Below are 18,984 nucleotides of genomic sequence, written 5' to 3' on the forward strand. Positions count from 1 at the left end.
GCGTTCACGGACCTGAAGCATTCCCCCGCGAGAGAGCGCTCCCAACCCCACCGGCGTTCATTTCATGAACAAGGAGAGCCGCGACATGTCTTCAGTTCCCCGCAGAACCGTCCTCGGCGCAGCCGCTGCTGTGTCCGCCCTGGCCGGGCTGCCCGCAACTGCCTCCGCCACCCCCGCAACTCCCGCCGCGAACAAGCCACTCGCCCTGCCCGGCGGCGGCGACCTCGGTCCGAACGTCATCGTCTTCGACCCGTCGACGGCCGGCATCCAGGCCAAGCTGGACCAGGTCTTCGCCCAGCAGGAGACGGCCCAGTTCGGCACCGGCCGCTACGCCTTCTTCTTCAAGCCCGGCACCTACTCCGGGCTCAACGCACAGCTCGGTTTCTACACCTCGATCGCGGGCCTCGGCCTCTCCCCCGACGACACCACCATCAACGGCGACGTCACGGTCGACGCGGGCTGGTTCAACGGCAACGCCACCCAGAACTTCTGGCGTTCGGCGGAGAACCTCGCGCTCGTCCCCGTCAGCGGAACCAACAGGTGGGCCGTGGCTCAGGCGGCCCCCTTCCGTCGTATGCACGTGCGCGGCAGCCTCAACCTCGCGCCCAACGGCTACGGTTGGGCCAGCGGCGGCTACATCGCCGACAGCCGGATCGACGGCCAGGTCCAGCCGTACTCGCAGCAGCAGTGGTACACCCGGGACAGCGTGATCGGCAGCTGGCTCAACGGCGTCTGGAACATGGTCTTCTCCGGCGTGCAGGGCGCCCCCGCGCAGGGCTTCCCGAACCCGGTGTACACCACCCTCGCCACGACACCCGTCTCCCGCGAGAAGCCCTTCCTCTACCTCAACGGCACCGAGTACCGCGTCTTCCTCCCCGAGAAGCGCACCAACGCGAGTGGCGTGACCTGGGGCAACGGCACCCCGCGCGGCACCTCGCTGTCGCTGTCGCAGTTCTACGTCGCCAAGCCCGGCGTCACGGCCGCCACCCTCAACCAGGCGCTCACCCAGGGACTCCACCTCCTGCTGACGCCGGGCATCTACCACCTCGACCAGCCGATCCAGGTGAACCGCGCCAACACCGTTGTCCTGGGCCTGGGTTACGCAACTCTGGTCCCCGACAACGGAGTCACGGCCCTCAAGACCGCCGACGTCGACGGCGTACGACTCGCGGGCTTCCTGATCGACGCGGGCACGGTCAACTCCAACACCCTGCTGGAAGTGGGCCCTTCGGGCACGACGACGGACCACTCCGCCAACCCGACCACCGTCCAGGACGTGTTCGTCCGCATCGGCGGCGCCGGCGCGGGCAAGGCCACCACCAGCATGGTCATCAACAACCGGCACACCATCGTCGACCACACCTGGCTCTGGCGCGCCGACCACGGCACGGGCATCGGCTGGGACACCAACCGGGCCGACTACGGCCTCGTCGTCAACGGCGCCGACGTGCTCACCACCGGCCTGTTCGTGGAGCACTTCAACAAGTACGACGTGCAGTGGAACGGCGAGCGGGGCCGCACGATCTTCTTCCAGAACGAGAAGGCGTACGACGCCCCGAACCAGGCGGCCATCCAGAACGGCTCGATCAAGGGGTACGCGGCCTACAAGGTCGGTGACAACGTGACCGTGCACGAGGGCTGGGGCCTGGGCAGTTACTGCTACTACAACGTCGCCCCGACGATCGTGCAGCACAACGGCTTCGCCGCGCCGAACCGGTCGGGTGTGAAGTTCCACGACCTGCTGGTCGTCTCGCTCGGCGGGCAGGGCCAGTACGAACACGTCATCAACGAGACGGGGGCGGCGACTTCGGGCACGTCGACGATCCCGTCCACGGTGGTGTCGTACCCCTGAGGTCGTGGTGGGTGCGGGCCGGAGCTCCCCCTCCGGTCCGCACCCGCCACCGTCACCCCCGTGGCGTGATCTCCGCCATCGGCGACCAACCCCCGCCCTCCGTCTCGACGTTGATGATGTCGGGCGTCGCGGCGACGACGTCCGGCATCCACGCGATCGCCGCCTTGAAGTGCTCGGAGCCGACGTGGGCTGCGCCGGCCTCCGGGGAGGCGAACGCCTCCAGCAGGACGAAGCGGTTCGGGTCGACCGCGTCGAGCGACCACTCGAAGAACAGGTTGCCGGGCTCGGCCCGGGTCGCGGCGGTGAAGTCGGCGACCCGGTCCAGCCATTCGTCGCGGTACTCGGGGCGGACGGGGAACCGTACGGCGATGAAGATCATGCGGTGCTCCTCGGTTGTCGGGTCGGCACGCGGAAACGTGCCGACCCGAGCGTGCCTCCCACGGGCAGGCGGCGGGAGGTGCCCCACCGTGGACACCTCCCCTACGGGAACGTGCACCGGGCGGTTCACTACCGCGCCCGGCGCCGGCGCACACCCCGTCGGGGTCCGAGGAACGTCCCTCGGACCCCGCCTCCGTCTCCGTCTCCGGCTCCGTCTCCGACTGCCGCTGCCGCTGCCGCGCAACCGCCCTGCCCGACCCGCGAGTTCGACGTACGGACAGGTGTCGTCCAAGCCCACGTTCCGACACCTGCGGCGCACCGCGTCCCGCGTCGGGGCGTGCCCGGCCCACAGCCGAATGCACAACCACCGTGCATGGGCGGCGAGTTCACCCCAGGCCCGCCTTCCCGAGACCTGGGAACGGGAAGCGGGAGGCGCCCCGGACCGGGACACCTCCCGCCCGGGCACCGCTGCCGGGCCATTGCCCCGCACCCCACCGGCACGCACTCCGTCACCCGCGCGGGGAACGGCCCCAGCGACCGGCGGCGGAAGGCGCCCCGCATGGAGACGCCTCCGCCCATACGCCGCTACCGGGCCATCGCCACTCCGCCCGGCACCCGTGCGTACCCCGTCGGCCGGGCCGTGAACGTGCCCCGGCCCTGGGTGCGGCTGCGCAACCTCGTCGCGTAGCCGAAGAGTTCGGCCAGGGGCACGGTCGCCGTGACGAGCGCGGAGCCCGTGCGGGTCGTCGAGCCGGTGACCCGGCCGCGGCGGGCGGCCAGGTCGCCGAGGACGCCGCCGACCGCGTCGCCGGGCACGGTGACCGTGACCTCGGCGACCGGTTCGAGGAGGACCGTCGTACAGGCGCGCAGGGCCTCGCGCAGGCCGAGGCGGCCGGCCGTGCGGAACGCCTGCTCCGAGGAGTCCTTCACATGGGTCGCCCCGTCGGTCAGCGTGACGCGCAGCCCGGTCACCGGGAACCCGCCGACCGGCCCCTCGGCGAGGGCGTCCCGGCAGCCGGCCTCCACCGAGCGGACGTACTCCTGCGGCACCCGCCCGCCGACGACCGCCGAGCGGAACTCGAAGCCCGAGCCGGTGCCGTCGAGCGGTTCCACGTCCAGTACGACGTGCGCGAACTGGCCCGCGCCGCCGTCCTGTTTGACGTGCCGGAACACGAACCCGGACACCCCGCGCACCACCGTCTCCCGATAGGCCACCCGGGGACGGCCGACGCCGACCTCGACCCCGGTGGCCAGGCGGATCTTCTCCACCGCGACCTCCAGGTGCAGTTCGCCCATGCCGGACAGGACCGTCTGGCCGGTCTCGGCGTCGGTGCGCACGACCAGCGAGGGGTCCTCCTCGGCGAGCCGGGCGAGGGCCGACGCCAGCCGGTCGGTGTCGGTGCTGCGGCGCGCCTCGACCGCCACGGAGACCACCGGGTCGGCGACCGCGGGCGGTTCGAGGACGAGCGGGGCGTCGGGCGCGCACAGGGTCGAGCCGGCGCGCACGGACTTGAGTCCGGCCACGGCGACGATGTCCCCGGCGACCGCCCGCTCCAGCCGTTCGTGCCGGTCGGCCTGCACCCGCAGGATGCGCCCGATCCGCTCGGTGCGCCGCGTGCCCGGATCCCACACCGTGTCCCCCCTCTCGATCGTGCCCGAATAGATCCGCAGATACGTCAGCCGCCCGGTCCCCGCCGCACTCACCTTGAACGCCAGTGCGCAGAGGGGCACTTGAGGGTCGGCCGCCCGCTCCTGTTCGCCGCCGTCGTACGTTCCCCGTACCGGGGGCACGTCCAAGGGCGAGGGCAGATACGCCACCACGGCGTCCAGCAGCGGTTCGATGCCCCGGTTGCGGTAGGCCGAGCCGCACAGCACGACCACACCCTCGCCGGTGCGGGTCAGGTCGCGCAGTGCCGTGCTCAACGTCCCTGCGGACAGGGTGGATTCGGCACAGAACTCCTCCAGCGCGCCCGGATGCAGTTCCGCCACCGCCTCCTCCAGCAGCCGCCGACGCCGCCGCGCCTGCGCCAACAGGCCTTCCGGCACCGGGACTTCGGCCACCGGACCATCCGCGTCCGCCCACACCAGCGCCCGCAGGCGCAGCAGGTCGACGACTCCGGTGAAGCCGTCCTCCGTGCCGATCGGCAACTGCACCACCAGCGGCGCCGGATGGAGCCGTTCCCGGATGGAGTCGACGGCCGTGTCGAGGTCGGCGCCCGCGCGGTCCAGCTTGTTGACGAACGCGATGCGCGGCACGCCGTACCGGTCGGCCTGGCGCCACACCGACTCGCTCTGCGGCTCCACGCCCGCGACGGCGTCGAAGACCGCGATCGCGCCGTCGAGGACGCGCAGCGAGCGCTCCACCTCGTCGGCGAAGTCGACGTGTCCCGGCGTGTCGATCAGGTTGACGCGGTGGCCGTCCCAGGCGCAGCTGACGGCCGCGGCGAAGATGGTGATGCCGCGGTCGCGTTCCTGGGGGTCGAAGTCGGTGACGGTGGTGCCGTCGTGGACCTCGCCGCGCCTGTGCGTGGTGCCGGTGAGGTAGAGGAACCGCTCGGTGACGGTGGTCTTGCCGGCGTCGACATGGGCGAGGATGCCCAGGTTGCGGACGGCGGTGAGCGGGTTGGTGACAGGGCGTTCGGTGCGCACGGCCCGTGGCCTTTCGAGAGTGATTCCGTGCAGGGCGGCGCGATTCCCGTACGAGGAAAGAGAGTTGACGTGTAGTCAGATGCTCAGATGCTCGTCACGGGTGTCCGGTACCGGCCGCGCGGCGGGTACCGGAGGGACGAGGACAGGAGCATCACGGCGGTGCGGTCACGCACGGCGGGCTCCCCTCACTCGTCGACGGTTGTGGCGAGTGTAGGGAAGCCCGGGGTGGTGGGGCACGGGATTTATCGGGGGCGGGCGGTCAGGCGCAGGTGGGTACCCCGTCGAGCCAGGCCGGGCCCTTGATGTAGATGTTGGTCATCCAGGCCTTGTAGTCGGGCAGATAGGCCCAGGCGTCGTTGGTGTAGCCGTCGGAGGTGACGACCTCGGCGTGCTTCTGGCACTCGACGCGGATGCTGGTCGCGTCGGGGAAGGCGTAGACGCGGCCGGCACTGACGGAGGGGGCCGTCTTGGTCCAGACGCCGGTGCCCCAGGTCTGGAAGACATGCCCGGTGACGGCACCGGTGTTGACACGGACGGCGCCGAAGTAGTCGCCGCCCAGGCGGACATCACTGACCATCAGATGCGTGCCGGACTGCTTCGCCTCGACCATCCTGCCCGCGCCGAGGTAGATCGCGATGTGGTGCAGGTCCACCGAGGTGCCGTAGGCGAGCAGGTCGCCGGGGAGCAGCGGGGCCGTTCCCTGGGCGGCGGTGAAGCGGGCGGCCGCGCGGGGGGTGTAGTACTGCCGGCTCGCGTCGCCGTTGAGGATGTCGGAGCCGGCGGACTGCGCGTAGGCGTAGCGGACCAGGCCCGAGCAGTCGAAGCCGAGCCGCTCGGGGTCGTGTTCGCTGGCCGGGTCGGTGGGGTCGACCTGGCCGTAGGTGGCGCCGGGCCGGTCGCCGTGGCCGCCGCCCCATGTGTACCAGGTGCCCGCGTCGACCTGGGCGCAGGCGGCGGCGATCGCGCGCTCGGCGGCGGCCGAGCCGCCGGGGGCGAGGACTCCGCAGCCGCTCGCCGCCGGGGCGGCCGGGGCGGCGACGGCCGCGGGTGTCCAGAGCAGGAGGGCGAAGACCCCGATGAGTGTGCCGATGATTCCGGTCCGCCGGAGCATGCCGGGTCCCCCGTTTTCTGTGGTCCGTGAGTGGTTGTCGCCCAGCCTGCCGAGCCCGGCCCGGCCGGTCGAGAATCCGGCCGCACCCCAGCCCGAAGGGCAACGGGAAACCCTTGGGAAACCTCCTCCCACCAGCGGCACTTGATGCTTCGCACTCACGGCTTCGCACAGCCGGAGGCGCGGGACACGGGCAGTCCCGGCATCAGCTCGCCGCGCTCCCGCGGGCCAAGTGCCTTGCGCAGCCGGCAGATCCGGGCGAGGCGCGTGCCGGGGTCCAGGTCCCACAGGCGGACGGTGCCGTCGTTGCTGCTGCTCGCGAGGGTCCGCCCGTCCGGGGCGAACACGACGCCCCACACCGCGTTGGTGTGCCCGGTGAGCGTGGCCCACGGCCGCCGCCCGGACACGTCCCACAGGCGGACCGTACGGTCGCTGCCGCTGCTGGCGAGGAGGCGGCCGTCCGGTGAGAAGGCGATGCCGCGCACCGATCCGGTGTGGCCGCTCAGGGAGGCCGCGAGCCGGCGGTGGCGGACGTCCCACAGCCGGACGGCGCCGTCGTTGCCGCCGCTCGCGAGGGTGTTGCCCTCGGGGCTGAAGGCCACGCCCCTGACGGCGCCGGTGTGTCCGGTGAAGGTGGCGAGCCGGCGGTGCGTGGCCGTGTCCCACAGCCGTACGGTCAGGTCGTCGCCCGCGCTGGCCAGGGTGCGGCCGTCGGGGCTGAACGTGATGTCGTTGACGGAGTCCGTGTGGCCGTCCAGGACGGCGAGTTGTCGGTGGGTCGGCACGTCCCAGAGGCGGATCGTGCGGTCGGCGCCCGCGGAGGCGAGGGTGCGGCCGTCCGGCGCGAACGCCACCGAGAAGACGTCCCCGGTGTGCCCGGTGAGGGTGGCGAGCGTGTGCCGGGCTGGAACGTTCCAGAGCCGGATCGTGCCGTCGGAGCCGGCCGACGCGAGGGTGCGGCCGTCCGGCGCGAACGCCACCGAGAAGACGCTCTCGCGGTGGCCGGTGAACGTCGTCACGACCCGGCGCCGGGCCACGTCCCACAGCCGTACGGTGTGGTCCGCGTCGGCGGTCGCGAGGAGTCTTCCGTCCGGGCTGTACGCGGACTGCGAGACCTCGGTGAAGGGGCGCGGTGTCAGCACCGGGCCGCGCAGGTCCCACAGCACCACGGACTGGTCGAACCCGCCGGTGGCCAGCGTCGTCCCGGTGGAGTTCACGGCGACGGACATCACGTAGTCGGTGTGCCCGGTGAGGATCGCGGCCGTCCGTCCGGTGCGCACGTCCCACAGCCGGGTCGTGCCGTCGCCGCCCGCGCTGACGACGGTGGCGCTGTCGGGCGTGTAGGCGACGGCGTTGACGTCGTCGCTGTGTCCGGTCAGGGTCGCGGTGGCCCGGTGCGAGGCCACGTCCCACAGCCGTACGGTCCGGTCGACGCCCCCGGAGGCCACGCTCCGCCCGTCCGGTGCGAACGCCACCCCGAGCACTTCGTCGGTGTGCCCCCTGAGGACGGCCAGGGAGCGGGCCCGGTCGGTGTCCCACAGGCGCACGGTCCGGTCGGAGCCGCCCGAGGCGAGGGTCCGTCCGTCGCGGGCGTAGGCCAGCGTGTTGACCCGTCCGGTGTGCCCGACGAGCCGGACCCCGGACGGGTGGCTGCCCTCGGTGTCCCAGAGTTGGACCGTTCCGTCGTCGGCGGCGATCGCGAGCGTACGGCCGCGCGGGTCGAAGGCGAGCGCGCGGGCGCCCCTGGTGCCGGCCGGGAGCAGGGTCCGCAGCCGGTGGTCGGCGGTGCCCCAGATCCGGACCGGCCCGTCCGAGGACGTTGCCGCGAGCACGGTCCCGTCGGGGCTGAAGGCGACGGACCGCACGCGACCGGGAACGGGGAGCGTGGCGGTCGTACGGTGGTCGCTCGTCCGGCGCAGTTGGACCGCTCCATGCGCGCCGGCCGTGGCCAGCAGCGTGCCGTCGGGGGTGAAGGCGACCGCGTTGACCGGGCCGTACCGGCCGACGAGGCGGGCGGAGAAGGCCTGGGCCTGGGTGCTCAGCAGGGCTCCGCGCGCCTCGGGGGTGGCGTCGGTGCGGTAGGCCTCCTCGGCGAGCAGCATCGACGCCTCGGGCCGGCCGCCGGCCAGGGAGGTGGACTGGACGGCGAGGGCCTGGGAGCGGGCGACGCGTTCCTGGTCGAGGGCGCTCGCGCGCTGCTGGTAGGCGAGGCCGCCGGCGGTGACGGCGAGGCCGAGGAGGACGGCGAGGGTTGCGAACAGGGCCTGCCGGAACCGGATCTGACGCCTCGCCAGCTGCGCCCGGGTGTCCTCCTCGGCCTGGCTGGCGCGCAGGAAGGCCTCTTCGCGGGGGCCGAGGCGGCTGCGGCCGTCGAGTTCGTCGGCCCAGGCGCGGACGGTGTCGAGACGGGTGCCCCGGTAGAGGGCGGACGGGTCGCGGTGCTCGCGCTCCCATTCGGCGGCGGCGTGGGCGAGTTGCTGGTGCAGGAGGAGTCCGGCCCGGTCGGCGTGGATCCAGTCCCGCAGCCGGGGCCAGGCGTGCAGCAGGGCTTCGTGGGTGATCTCGACGGTGTCGCGGTCCACGGTGATGAGGCGGGCCCGCACGAACACGTCGAGGGCGGCCGACGCGGCGTCCGCGTCGGCGAGTTGTTCCATCAGGGCGCTGCGGCTGGCCCGGCGCCGGGTCGCCGCGGTCCCCTCGTCGGAGACGTGGACGAGTCGGGACAGGATCCGCCGGATGGTTTTCTGCTCGGCCGGGTAGAGCTGGGCGAACACAGTCTCGGCGGTGCGGGCGATGGCGCCCTGGATGCCTCCGGTGCGTTCGTATCCGGCGACGGTGAGGGTGGTGTCCTCGCGTTGCTGCCAGGTGGCGAGGAGCGCGTGGGAGACGAGGGGCAGGGCCCCGGACGGGGTGGTGTCCGGGGTGGTCGGGTGGGTTGCGGTGCCGGTCTCGTCGCGCAGGCCGGCGTCGCGCAACAGGAGGGGGACGAGGCCGGGTTCGAGGGTGATGCCGGCGAGTTCGGCGGGGCGGGTGATGGATTCGCGCAGTTCCGCGACGGACATGGGGAGCAGGACGAACAGGCCGTCGGTGAACACCGGGGCGAGTTCCGGGAGTTCGAGACAGCGTCCGGAGAAGTCGGCGCGGACGCCGAGGACGACGACGGCGGGGTCCGGGCCGGTGGACAGCGTGCGCAGGACCCGTACGAAGGTCCGTCTCTCGTGCTCGTCGGAGCAGAGGGTGAACAGTTCCTCGAACTGGTCGACCAGCAGCACCGGCCGGACCGGTGGCGGACGGCGGCCGTCGGGGCCGGGCGGCGGCCTGTCCGAGCGGGCGCGGACCGCCTCCAGGAGTACGTCGGGGCTCTCCGCCAACTGCCGTGCGGTGAGGTCGAGATCGCCGCCGAGGGCCTTCGCCGTCCGTTCGAGGAGTTCGTCCAGCGGACGGGCGGTGGGGGTGAGGGCGATCACGGGCCAGCGGTCGGCGCCCGGCATCGGGAAGCCGCCGGGGCGGCGGAGTGCCGGTACGAGGCCGGCGTTGAGCAGGGAGGACTTGCCGGCGCCGGACGGGGCGACCAGCAACAGCGGTCCGCCGCCCAGGCGTTGGAAGACCCGCTCGACCAGCGCAGCCGTGGCCCGCTCCCGGCCGAAGAACCAGCCCGCGTCCTCGGAGGTGAACGCCGCGAGGCCGCGGTAGGGGCAGCTGGGCGCGGTGACATCGTTGCCCCGCTCCCGGCCCGGTTGTTCCACCAGGCGCAGCAACTCGCCCTCGGCGCGCAGGATGTGGTCGCACTGGCGGGCGACGTCGAGGGTCGCGCGCTTGACGCCGGTCTCGATCTTGCTGAGATAGCCCTTGCTGTAGTGCGTCCGGTGCGCGAGGTCGGCAAGGGACAGTCCGCGTTCCCGGCGCAGTCGTCTGAGCTGCGCGGGAAAGGACAGTGTGGCCTGCGCGGGGCTTTCCGGGTGGTCGGTCCGGTCGGCGCCCGCGTGTTCGTGGTGCTGATCCCCCAAGGCGTCCCCCTGGTACTGGCCCGTCCGGATCGTGAGACGGCGGATGCCCAGGTTACTGCGGGGGTCACACAGGGAGACAGGAAATTCACTCGGAGCGGCGAACGCGGAACCGCCGGGACCGGAGTGGACCGGTCCCGGCGGTCGTCCCCCGGAGGGGATCCGCTACGGCCGGTTGAGGGTGATGGAGTTGATGGGGGTGAGGTCGTAGTTGCTGTGGTAGTCCTGCGGAATGGTCAGGACGCAGTTGGTCCCGCCGTAGTTCTTGCAGAGGCTCGCGGAGGCGCCGCCGTACTGGTTGTTGACGACGTAGTGGTAGCCGACCTGGTTGCTCAGGCTGTGGGCGCCGTAGCTGTAGTAGACGTCGGTCGGGTGCGGGTTGGCGGCCGGGTCCACTCCCCGGCCGTAGATGCACACGGCGCCCGACGGGCATCCCCAGATCGGGCTGTTTCCGGCGGGTGCGGCCTGGGCGGCGCCGCCCATCGCCAGGACCGCGGTGGCGGCGGTCGCGAGTGCGGCGGCGGCGCTCATGATCTTGCGCATGTTTCCCCCTGATGGGTCTCCTGCGTGGTCGCAGGGCGTGCTTCGGGCTGACGGGATCAGCCTGTCCCGGGGGATCGCCGGGGTCGACGGGTTGCCCGTCGCCCGTCCGGGGGGAGGACCGGGAAACCCGGTGTGACCTGCGACGTCGTACGAGGTTGGTCAACGCGGCCGGGCCGGTCGCCGGGGGCTGAGCCCGAGCCGTTTCAGTGCGTAGGTGTCGAGCCGGGTCAGGAGGCCGTTCAGGATCAGGGTCATCACCACCAGGACGATGAGGCCGGCGAACTCGGTCGCGGCGTCCAGGTTCATGGCCGAGGTGAAGAGTTCGTGGCCGACGCCCTCGGAGGAGGCGATGAACTCGCCGCCGATGACGCCGAGGATGGCGAGGGGGCCGCCGGTCTTGAGTGCGGCGAAGAAGGGGGCGGCCAGGGTGGGGATGGTGACGTAGCCGAGGACGTGGTGGCGTCGGCCGCCCATCACCTGGACGATCTCGACGAGTTCGCGTTCCCGCAGGCGCAGGCCGAGGTAGACGTTGTAGAAGACGACGAAGGACACGCCCGTCACCGCGATGTTGATCTTCGACCAGGGACCGATGCCGAAGAACAGCAGGAAGAGCGGGGCGAGGGCGATCTTGGGGATGCCGTTGACGGCGGCGACCAGGGGTTCCAGGACCCGCCCGGCGAGCGGGAAGGAGCCGAGGACCAGGCCCATCACCGTGCCGAGGACCACGCCGATGGCGAATCCGGCGGCGATCTCGATCGACGTCACCCTGATGTCGGTCCACCCGGAGGAGGAGCCGAGCAGCTTCCACAGGGCCTGGGACACGTCGGTCGGTTTGCTGACGGCGTACTCCGGGACGACGGGTCCGCTCATCACCTGCCAGAGGACCAGGCAGAGCGCGATCACCGCGAGGCGCAGGGCCACCACGACGACGGTGTCGCGCCGGCGGCCGTCGGTCCTGCGGCGGCGGCCGGCCGCGACCGCGGTCTCGGTGGTGCTCTCGGGGGCTTCGGTGGCAGTCGTCATCGTCTGCTCCTTCCGGTTGCGCGCCGGCCGTGTCATGGCAGGTACTTGTTGGTCCAGTCGCTCGTGGTGACCTTCGCTCCGTCGGGGAGCGCCCCGATCGCGTCGATGAAGGCCGTGGTGGTGTTCCAGGTGGCCGCGTCCATGGCGGCCTTCGCCGGCCAGTCGACCTGTTCCAGGCTGCTTTCGAGAACATTGGCCGGTACGCCGGGCAGCGCCTCCTGCGCCACGGCCAGGACGGTCTTGTCCTGCTTGTCGGCGAGGTGGGTCCGCATGTAGGCGGTGCCCTGCCGGACGGCCGTGACGAACTTCTTCGCGATGTCCGCGTGTCCGGTGGCGTAGCTCTTCTGGGCCACGACGAACTGGCTGTATCCGGAGTGCGTGGCGTCCCATTCGGGCACGGTCAGCGGGGTCGCCACGACGACGCCGTCACCGGAGTCCGCGATCTGCAGGGGCAGCGGTTCGGAGGTGACGAACCAGTCGATCTCGTGGTTGTTGAGCGCGGCCTTGTCCGCGACCGGGCTCGGCAGTGACACCCACTTCAGCTTGGCGGGGTCGACGCCGTGCGACTTGAGGAAGATCCCGGCCTCGGCCTTGGTGTTGGCCGAACTGGCGCCCGCCGTCGAGTCGGCGAGGGCCTTCGCGACGTCGGCGGCCGGGGTCGAGGCGGTCAGACCGTGGTCCTGGGCGAACTTCTTGCTCACGACGAGTCCGAGCGGGTTGCCGAGGCCGTCCGCGCCGAGCGCGATCTCCGGGAGGCCCTTGGAGAGCGCGGTCACGAACCCGGTCGGGCTGTCGTGGAGGAACTGCACCGAGCCCGCCTGGAGGGCGGAGGGTCCGGTCGCGGCGGTCAGCGTCACGTACTTGATCTTGAGCCCCTGCTTGCGGAAGTACCCGTTGGCGTCGGCCACTTTGAGGGGCAGGTCGAAGATGTTGCCACCGGTGCCGACCGTGACGGTGGTGAGTCCGTCGGCGCTCGCCGAGGAGTCGCCGCCGCACGCGGTCAGCAGTGCCGTGCCGAGCGCCATGGTGGCCGCCAGGGCGGTGGCGGTACGGGTGTCCACGGTGCGTAGTCTCATGAGGTCTCCTGTCACCATGCCTGCTGCGTACGGAAGAAGCGCTTCCAGAAGTCGAGCCGCTCCGGCTCCGCGACGGGGACCGGTCCAAAGCCCTCGCCGACCTGCATGACCGTGGCCGAATCCGGGCTGTACGGCGGCCAGTTGGGGAGCCCGGGCCCGTTCGGGTCGCCGGTGGCGACGAAGTTGGCCCAGTAGCCGGACATGATCCCGGCGACGGCGCGGTCCTCGGCACTCCACTCGGCGTCGTCCTGGTCGAGGTTGTCGAGGACGAAGTCGATCTCGGAGCCGTGCGAGGCGCGCCGCGGGTCCTGCCCGCGGGCCGGGGAGCGGTGGGTCCAGAAGTACGTGTGGACCGGCCGGTCCGCGTGTCTCGTCCAGTCGGTGCCCCAGAGGAACGTGGAGACACGGGCGTTGTCGCGTACGGCCGCGTTGTGGGCGCGGCCCGCCTCGTCGTCGGTGGCAGCCGGGTACAGCCGCAGGAACTCGTCGGCCATCTCGCCGTACTTCCTGCGGGCGGCGGCCGTGTAGTCGTGGAGGGTGACGTGAACCGGTGGCATGCCCGGACGCCAGGCCTTCCGGCCGGCGGTGCGATAGCTCGCGAAGGTGCTCTCGGGGACGGCTCCGCTCTCGTCGCGGTTGTTGCCGGCGAGGTAACCGACGTTGTTCTGGAGCCCTTTGGCGTACGTCTCCTCATGACCGGCGGGCAGCACCCACCCGTCGACGACGGGCCGGAACAGCGGCGGCTTCGCCGAACTCCCGGTCTCCACCGGGGAGTCGACGGCCGCGTCCCCGTCGACCAGCTTCTGCCAGGGCAGCGAGCGCAGCCGTGCGAGCGAGGGGCCGCCGCGTTCCTCGGCATAGCGTGCGCCCGCGCTCTCGGCGTCGGCGAGGGTGCGGTACGACGTTGCCAGGTACCGGAGTTCGGGATCGCGGGAGTACCGGGCGTGGCTCTGCGCGACCGCGCGGTGGAACAGGCCCTGCGCCAGCGGGGACATGGCGAGGAAGTTGACCGCTCCGGCACCGGCCGACTGCCCGGCGATCGTGACCCGGTCGGGGTCGCCGCCGAAGTTGGTGATGTTGTCCCGCACCCAGCGCAGGACCGCGACACAGTCGAGGAGGCCGTAGTTGCCGGAGGCGCGGTGTCCGGACTCGGCGCTGAGTTCGGGGGTGGCGAGGAAACCGAAGGCGCCCAGGCGGTAGTTGAAGGTCACGACGACCAGGCCTTTGCGGGCGAGGGCCTCGCCGTCGTAACGGGGGCTCGCGCCGGTGCCGACGCGGAAGCCGCCGCCGTAGATCCAGACCAGGACCGGGCGGCGTTCCTCGGTGGAGGCGGCGCCGGTCCAGATGTTGAGGTGGAGGCAGTCCTCGCTCATCGGGAGGTCGATGCCGGCGACCTCGCTGTTGGGGGCCTGCGGGCACATCGGGCCGAAGGCGTCGGCCGTGCGCACACCCGGCCAGGTCGGCGGGGGCTGCGGCGCGCGCCAGCGCGACTCGCCGACCGGGGGCGCCGCGTACGGGATGCCCCGGTAGACGGTGATCGCGCGGTCGCGGCCCGGTATGCCCTCCACCAGCCCTGCCTCGGTTTCCACTGGGTGGCGCATGAAGACCCTTTCTCGTGTCCGGCGCGTGGCCGGTCAGTCGGGTGTGCGCACGGCGTCGTCGCCGGCCGAGCGCAGCAGGAGTGCCCGTCGGGCGGAGGCCACGTGGTGGCGCATCGCGGCGACGGCCGCCTCGGGGTTGCGGGTGACGACGGCGAGCAGGATCGCCTGGTGCTCCTCCAGCGAACCGGCCCTCGGGTGGGGCGCGGAGAGGTTGCGGTACTGGCGCATGACGAGCGGGTAGAGCAACGTGTCGTAGGCCTTGGCGAGGGTCACCTGGTGGGCGGCCTCTTTGACCTGCTGGTGGAAGAGGCGGTTGCCGCGCGAGTAGGCGGCCTGGTCGCCGCGTGCCTTGCACTCCTCCATCTCCCGGAGGGTGGCGCGCAGTTGGGCGATCTCCTCGTCGGTGGCGCGTTCGGCGGCCTTCCCGGCGAGGGCGGACTCCAGCGTCTCGCGGGCCTCCAGGATGTCCGCGGCCTCCTCGACCGTGAAACTGCGGGTGCGCACACCGCGGTTGACCTCGCTGGTGACGTATCCCTCCTGGGTCAGCCGGACCAGGACCGACCGCATGGTGCTGCGGGAGACGTTGAACATCCGGGTCAGGTCGGCCTCGGTGAGCCGGGTGCCCGGCTCGACGCTGCCCGACAGGAGCAGGGTGCGCAGTCCTTCGTAGGCCTGGCTGTGCCGGGTGGGCGACGTCCGGCCCGGATCCACGACGTCGTCGTAACCGCTGATGTCCACCTTGATCACCTGTATGTCTGGGAGGGGATGTCGACTGCTCCGGGAGTATCTCTGTTCAGCCGCGCGCTTCGGCCAGCCCCGGATACAGCCGCCGGGCCGTGTCCGCGAAGATCGCCCGCCGGGCGTCCTCCGGCAGTACGGCGAGGACGTCCTCGGCCAGGCGCAGCAGCTCGGGCAACGGCTGTTCGGCGGCGGGGCAGTTGGAGCCCCACGCGATCCGCTCGGCACCGAACGCCGCTACGACGGGTTCGAGGAAGTCGGCCGCCGCGTCCCCGGCGTCGGACAGCCGCTCCAGGTTGCGGTGCGTGAGTTTCAGGAACAGGCCCGGATGCTGGGCGAGTTCGGCGACGTCGGCACCGGCGCGGGCGGGCGAGGCCGCGATGTCGGGATAGCCGATGTGGTCGAGGAGGACCCGCACGTCCGGGAACCGCTCCAGGACCTGCCGGAGCTGCTTGGTCGCCGGGCCGAGCCGCATCTGAAGGCAGACGGTGATGTCCGACTCGCCCGCCCGGCGCCAGAATTCATACGTCTCCGGCGCGGCGAACCACTCCCCCTGTGTCGGCACCGTGCTGCCGCTCGTGAACAGCCGCACCCCGGCGAGACCGCCGTCGCCGACCGCGCCCGCCAGGATGCCGGCGGCGTTCTGGCGCAGCGGATCGAAGGTGCCGACGGCGACGAAGCGTCCGGGGCGGTCGCGGCAGCTGTCGACGACGTAGGAGTTGTCGTAGCCGTAGGCCGTGGTGGCCTGGACGAGGACGGCCTGGCCGATGCCCGCCTCGTCCATCCGGGTCACCATTCCGGCGGCGGTCACCGGCCGGGACTCGGCCCACACCGACTGCTTGCCGCCGATCGGCGCGCGCGGATAGCGCGACTCGTCCTGCGAGATGATGTGGCAGTGTGCGTCGACCACGTCCATGGTCCAACTCCCTTGTGCGGTACGTCGTTCCGGTCAGGCGTCCGGGTAGTCGCCGGCGGCGAACAGGGCCCGGAGGCCGGCCGGGAAGCCCGGGTCGACCAGGCCCTGGTCGCGGGAGAACCGCACCAGCGCGGCCAGGCTCGGCGCGTTGACGCCGGTGCCGTAGGGGACCGGGTCGCCGTCGATCTGCCGCGCCTGGCGGGCGAACCGGGGCTGTGCCGACCAGTCGGGATCGGCGGCGAGCTGGTTGCGCTTGCTGTCGGCGAAGGCCGTGTAGAGCCTGCCGGGGAGGGCGGGATCGCGGTCGACGAGTTCGGAGCGGAGCGCCATGAGGGAGTGGAGCGGATAGACACCGGTCCTCAAGTACCAGTCCACGGCGAGCACTTCGGCGTCCGGGAAGAGCGGATAGGGCCCCTCTCCCACCCCGTCGTCCGCCGCCGTCCAACCCGCCCGGGGTGCGCCCGCCCGGCCGGTCCCCGCGTTGCCGGTGAACGCGGCGTCGATGTCACCGGTGCGCAGCAGCTCGCCCAACGACCGTCCGTCACCGACCCGTTCGACGTTCGGCGGGGTGCGGCCCTCGATGTGGTCGTCGTCGTCCACCACCCAGGTGATCTTCCCGACGTCCACGCCGTACTGCTCGGCGAGGATGCCGCGCACCCACACCCCCGTGGTCACCGTGTACGCGCGGACCCCGACCCGGCGCCCCTCCAGGTCCCGTGGCACGCGGATGCCCGAGTCCTCGGCGCACCGCACGTCTCCGTGGTGGAAACGGCGGTTGAGGAAGACCGGGATCGCGGTGAGCGGGACCCCTTCCTGACGAGCCATCAGATAGGAGACGGGGGCGAGTTCGCACACGTCGAACTCCAGGTCGCGGATCATGCGCCGGTAGGCGCCGATGACCGGCCTGACCTCGACCGGCTCGATCCGGTACCCGTCCACCTCGACATCGCCGTCGAGGAGCGCCTGCCCGTGCGGGTACTCCCCGAGGGCCACCGAGAGCTTCTGCATGCCCTGCCTTCCGATCGTCGGGTCTGTTCACTACGGCCGTCCGCGCGGGCCTATCCGCCGAGCCGCGCGGGCTCCACACCGAGGGCCACGCAGGTCCCCTCCACCAGCTCGCCGAAGGCGACGGGTCGGGGCAACACACCCTGCTCCAGGGCGTATTGGGCGGCCTGCGTGACCGGTCCGCGCAGTGCCTCGAAGCCGACCGGGGCGAAGTCCACGGGGCTCGTCGGCGGGATCGCGGCGCGCATCGCGTCGTACGCGGCGCAGAGCGCGGTGGAGTGCTCCCGTGCGGCCGACTCGGTGACGCCGACGACATGGTTGACGGGGGCGAACCCCCGGGCGAGCGCCCACTGTTGAGCCGCGTCGGACGCGTCCGGGACGGCGCTGTGGACGAGGTCTGTGGCCGGGGTCTCGTTGCCCATGATCCCGAAGTCGAGGCGGCCTTCGAGGAAGTCGGCCTGGAGCCGGGCTCCTTCGGGGGCCCGCTTCACCCAGTCCGGGTCCTCATGGCCGTCGACATGGCCGTCCTCGTAGACGACCCAGTCGACGTTCCGCAGGTCGATCCCGTACTGCTCGCCGAGGAATCCGCGTACCCACACCCCGGTGGTCTGGCTCCAGGAGCGGACGCCGACGGTCCTGCCCTCGAGGTCGTCGACGGTCAACTCACCACAGGTGATCAGGGTTTGGTGCTGGTGGCGGCCGAGCGTGGTGACCGGGAGCAGCACGACCGGCTTCCCGTGGGCGACGGCCTGGAGGAGCGTGACGACCGCCACCTCGCAGACCTCGACGTCCGTTTCGTTGACGAAGCCGCGCGAGGCCTTGTGCACGGGGCGTACGTCGAGCCGTTCGAGGTCCGTGCCGGTGGCGCGGACTGCGGCCCGTGCGGCGGCCGCGAGGTCGTCGCGGCCCAGAACCATCTTCATCCCGTGCTCCCCTTCCGGTGGAACCGCTCGTGGTGCCGGCGCAGCAGGTCGGTGCCGTAGTCGTTGCCGTTCGGGGTGCGGACCACGGTGTGGATGTGCTTGCGCGAGGGCATGTCGTTGTCGAACATCACCCCGGCCTGGTGCTCGAACTCGATGAGGATCACCGGGCTGTGGACGCGGTAGTAGAAGACGCCGTTCAGGCCGCCGTCGCCGATCCAGGCGAAGTGGGTGTCGGCGAGGTGGGCGGTGACCTCGTCCATGCGGACCCGGGCGTGACCGGCACCGGCGCGGTTGACGTAGAGGCCGATGAGTTCCGCCGCGACCGCGCGCTGGCCGGACGTCAGCTCGCCCAACGGCACGCCTGCGATGTCGAGTTCGAGGTTGTCGCGGAAGGCGCCGGCGAACAGGTCGGGCGGCAGCTCGTCCGCGATCACCGCCAGCTTCCGCTGACGGCTCGTCAGAGTGGTGAACAGCTCCTGTCCTACGGCCTCTTCGCGCCGGAAGACGGATGTCCCCGCGTATTTCCCGGACGTGGCGGTCACCGGCTCGGCGCCCAGGAAGGTGGGCGTGAGGACCATCTGGTCGCCGACGAAGACGCAGTTGACGTTGACGTGGTGGCCGTCGAGCTGCCAGCCCCAGGGGCCGCCGTGCTCGGGTTCGCCGTACACGCTGAACCAGTACAGCCACTCGTTCAACAGGTCCTCCTCGCCCCGGAGTTCACCGATGGTGAGGTTGAGGTGCATCAGGTCGAGGACCTGGGTGTAGCCGTGGGCGCCGAGGCTGGCGCGGACGACGTCCAGGGCGCGGTGGCGTCTCTCGTCGTCGAGGTCCTCCAGGCAGAGGCCGTGGCGGAGGAAGTATCTTGCCCCGTTGGCCCAGTGACGCCACGTCAGGTCGTCGACGGGGAACCTGCCCGCGGCCCGTCGGGTCGGTGAGAGGGCGGCGAGGTAGTCCTCCGCGGCCCGGCGGACGCCGGTGACGTCCACGCCGGTCTCGTGCAACGGGAAGAGCCCGGGGCGCACGCCCTCGGACGTGGCCACCCCGCGGAAGGGTTCCGCCGCCGCGCGGCGCCGCCAGTCGACCTTGGCCAGAAGGTCCGGCGTCCACTGGTCGGGCCGTCGGGTGGGGGCGCTCGGTCGGTGTCGTAGTCCTGTCATCGCTGCCTCCT

The 18,984-nt window shown here is 71.8% G+C and carries 14 protein-coding genes; 1 reads left to right on the plus strand and 13 read right to left on the minus strand.

The window, feature by feature from the left end:
- Positions 1-85 precede the first annotated feature (85 nt).
- Entirely contained in the window at positions 86-1,852 is a 1,767-nt protein-coding gene (locus tag OH768_RS09935; protein ID WP_406452143.1) for a coagulation factor 5/8 type domain-containing protein, read from the plus strand.
- A gap of 52 nt (positions 1,853-1,904) precedes the next feature.
- Here the strand turns inward: OH768_RS09935 and OH768_RS09940 are convergent, their stop codons facing one another.
- The 13 genes from OH768_RS09940 to OH768_RS10000 form a co-directional block, all read right to left on the minus strand.
- Positions 1,905-2,231, minus strand: a complete 327-nt coding sequence (locus OH768_RS09940; RefSeq protein WP_406452145.1) for a putative quinol monooxygenase — start codon at positions 2,229-2,231, stop codon at positions 1,905-1,907.
- Positions 2,232-2,815: 584 nt separating this feature from the next.
- On the minus strand, positions 2,816-4,879 hold the full coding sequence (fusA, locus tag OH768_RS09945; protein WP_406452147.1) for an elongation factor G: 2,064 nt from the start codon (positions 4,877-4,879) through the stop codon (positions 2,816-2,818).
- Between the two features lie 259 nt (positions 4,880-5,138).
- The gene (locus tag OH768_RS09950) at positions 5,139-5,990 is read right to left on the minus strand and encodes an NlpC/P60 family protein (RefSeq protein ID WP_406452149.1); all 852 of its coding nucleotides are present in this window, start codon (positions 5,988-5,990) and stop codon (positions 5,139-5,141) included.
- A 155-nt stretch (positions 5,991-6,145) separates the two neighbouring features.
- The gene (locus tag OH768_RS09955; RefSeq protein WP_406452151.1) at positions 6,146-9,994 is read right to left on the minus strand and encodes a helix-turn-helix domain-containing protein; all 3,849 of its coding nucleotides are present in this window, start codon (positions 9,992-9,994) and stop codon (positions 6,146-6,148) included.
- Positions 9,995-10,156: 162 nt separating this feature from the next.
- On the minus strand, positions 10,157-10,534 hold the full coding sequence (locus tag OH768_RS09960) for a hypothetical protein (protein WP_406452153.1): 378 nt from the start codon (positions 10,532-10,534) through the stop codon (positions 10,157-10,159).
- A gap of 159 nt (positions 10,535-10,693) precedes the next feature.
- On the minus strand, positions 10,694-11,557 hold the full coding sequence (locus OH768_RS09965; protein WP_406452155.1) for an ABC transporter permease: 864 nt from the start codon (positions 11,555-11,557) through the stop codon (positions 10,694-10,696).
- 32 nt (positions 11,558-11,589) lie between these two features.
- Positions 11,590-12,633: an ABC transporter substrate-binding protein gene (locus OH768_RS09970; protein ID WP_406452157.1), complete on the minus strand. Its 1,044-nt coding sequence runs from the start codon at positions 12,631-12,633 to the stop codon at positions 11,590-11,592.
- Between the two features lie 11 nt (positions 12,634-12,644).
- Positions 12,645-14,234, minus strand: coding sequence for a carboxylesterase/lipase family protein (locus tag OH768_RS09975; protein ID WP_406452159.1), 1,590 nt, complete (start codon positions 14,232-14,234; stop codon positions 12,645-12,647).
- A gap of 33 nt (positions 14,235-14,267) precedes the next feature.
- Positions 14,268-14,972: a GntR family transcriptional regulator gene (locus OH768_RS09980; protein WP_406452161.1), complete on the minus strand. Its 705-nt coding sequence runs from the start codon at positions 14,970-14,972 to the stop codon at positions 14,268-14,270.
- Between the two features lie 55 nt (positions 14,973-15,027).
- The gene (locus OH768_RS09985) at positions 15,028-15,888 is read right to left on the minus strand and encodes an amidohydrolase family protein (protein ID WP_406452163.1); all 861 of its coding nucleotides are present in this window, start codon (positions 15,886-15,888) and stop codon (positions 15,028-15,030) included.
- 33 nt (positions 15,889-15,921) lie between these two features.
- Positions 15,922-16,896: an ABC transporter substrate-binding protein gene (locus OH768_RS09990; RefSeq protein ID WP_406452165.1), complete on the minus strand. Its 975-nt coding sequence runs from the start codon at positions 16,894-16,896 to the stop codon at positions 15,922-15,924.
- A 50-nt stretch (positions 16,897-16,946) separates the two neighbouring features.
- A complete protein-coding gene (locus tag OH768_RS09995) occupies positions 16,947-17,816 on the minus strand; it encodes a hypothetical protein (RefSeq protein ID WP_406452167.1) in 870 nt (289 codons plus the stop codon).
- On the minus strand, positions 17,813-18,973 hold the full coding sequence (locus tag OH768_RS10000; protein WP_406452169.1) for a DUF3500 domain-containing protein: 1,161 nt from the start codon (positions 18,971-18,973) through the stop codon (positions 17,813-17,815). Before OH768_RS10000 ends, OH768_RS09995 begins: the two co-directional genes overlap by 4 nt.
- Between the last annotated feature and the right edge of the window lie 11 nt (positions 18,974-18,984).

This window comes from Streptomyces sp. NBC_01622 (assembly GCF_045209635.1).
In the GTDB taxonomy this organism is placed as follows: domain Bacteria; phylum Actinomycetota; class Actinomycetes; order Streptomycetales; family Streptomycetaceae; genus Streptomyces.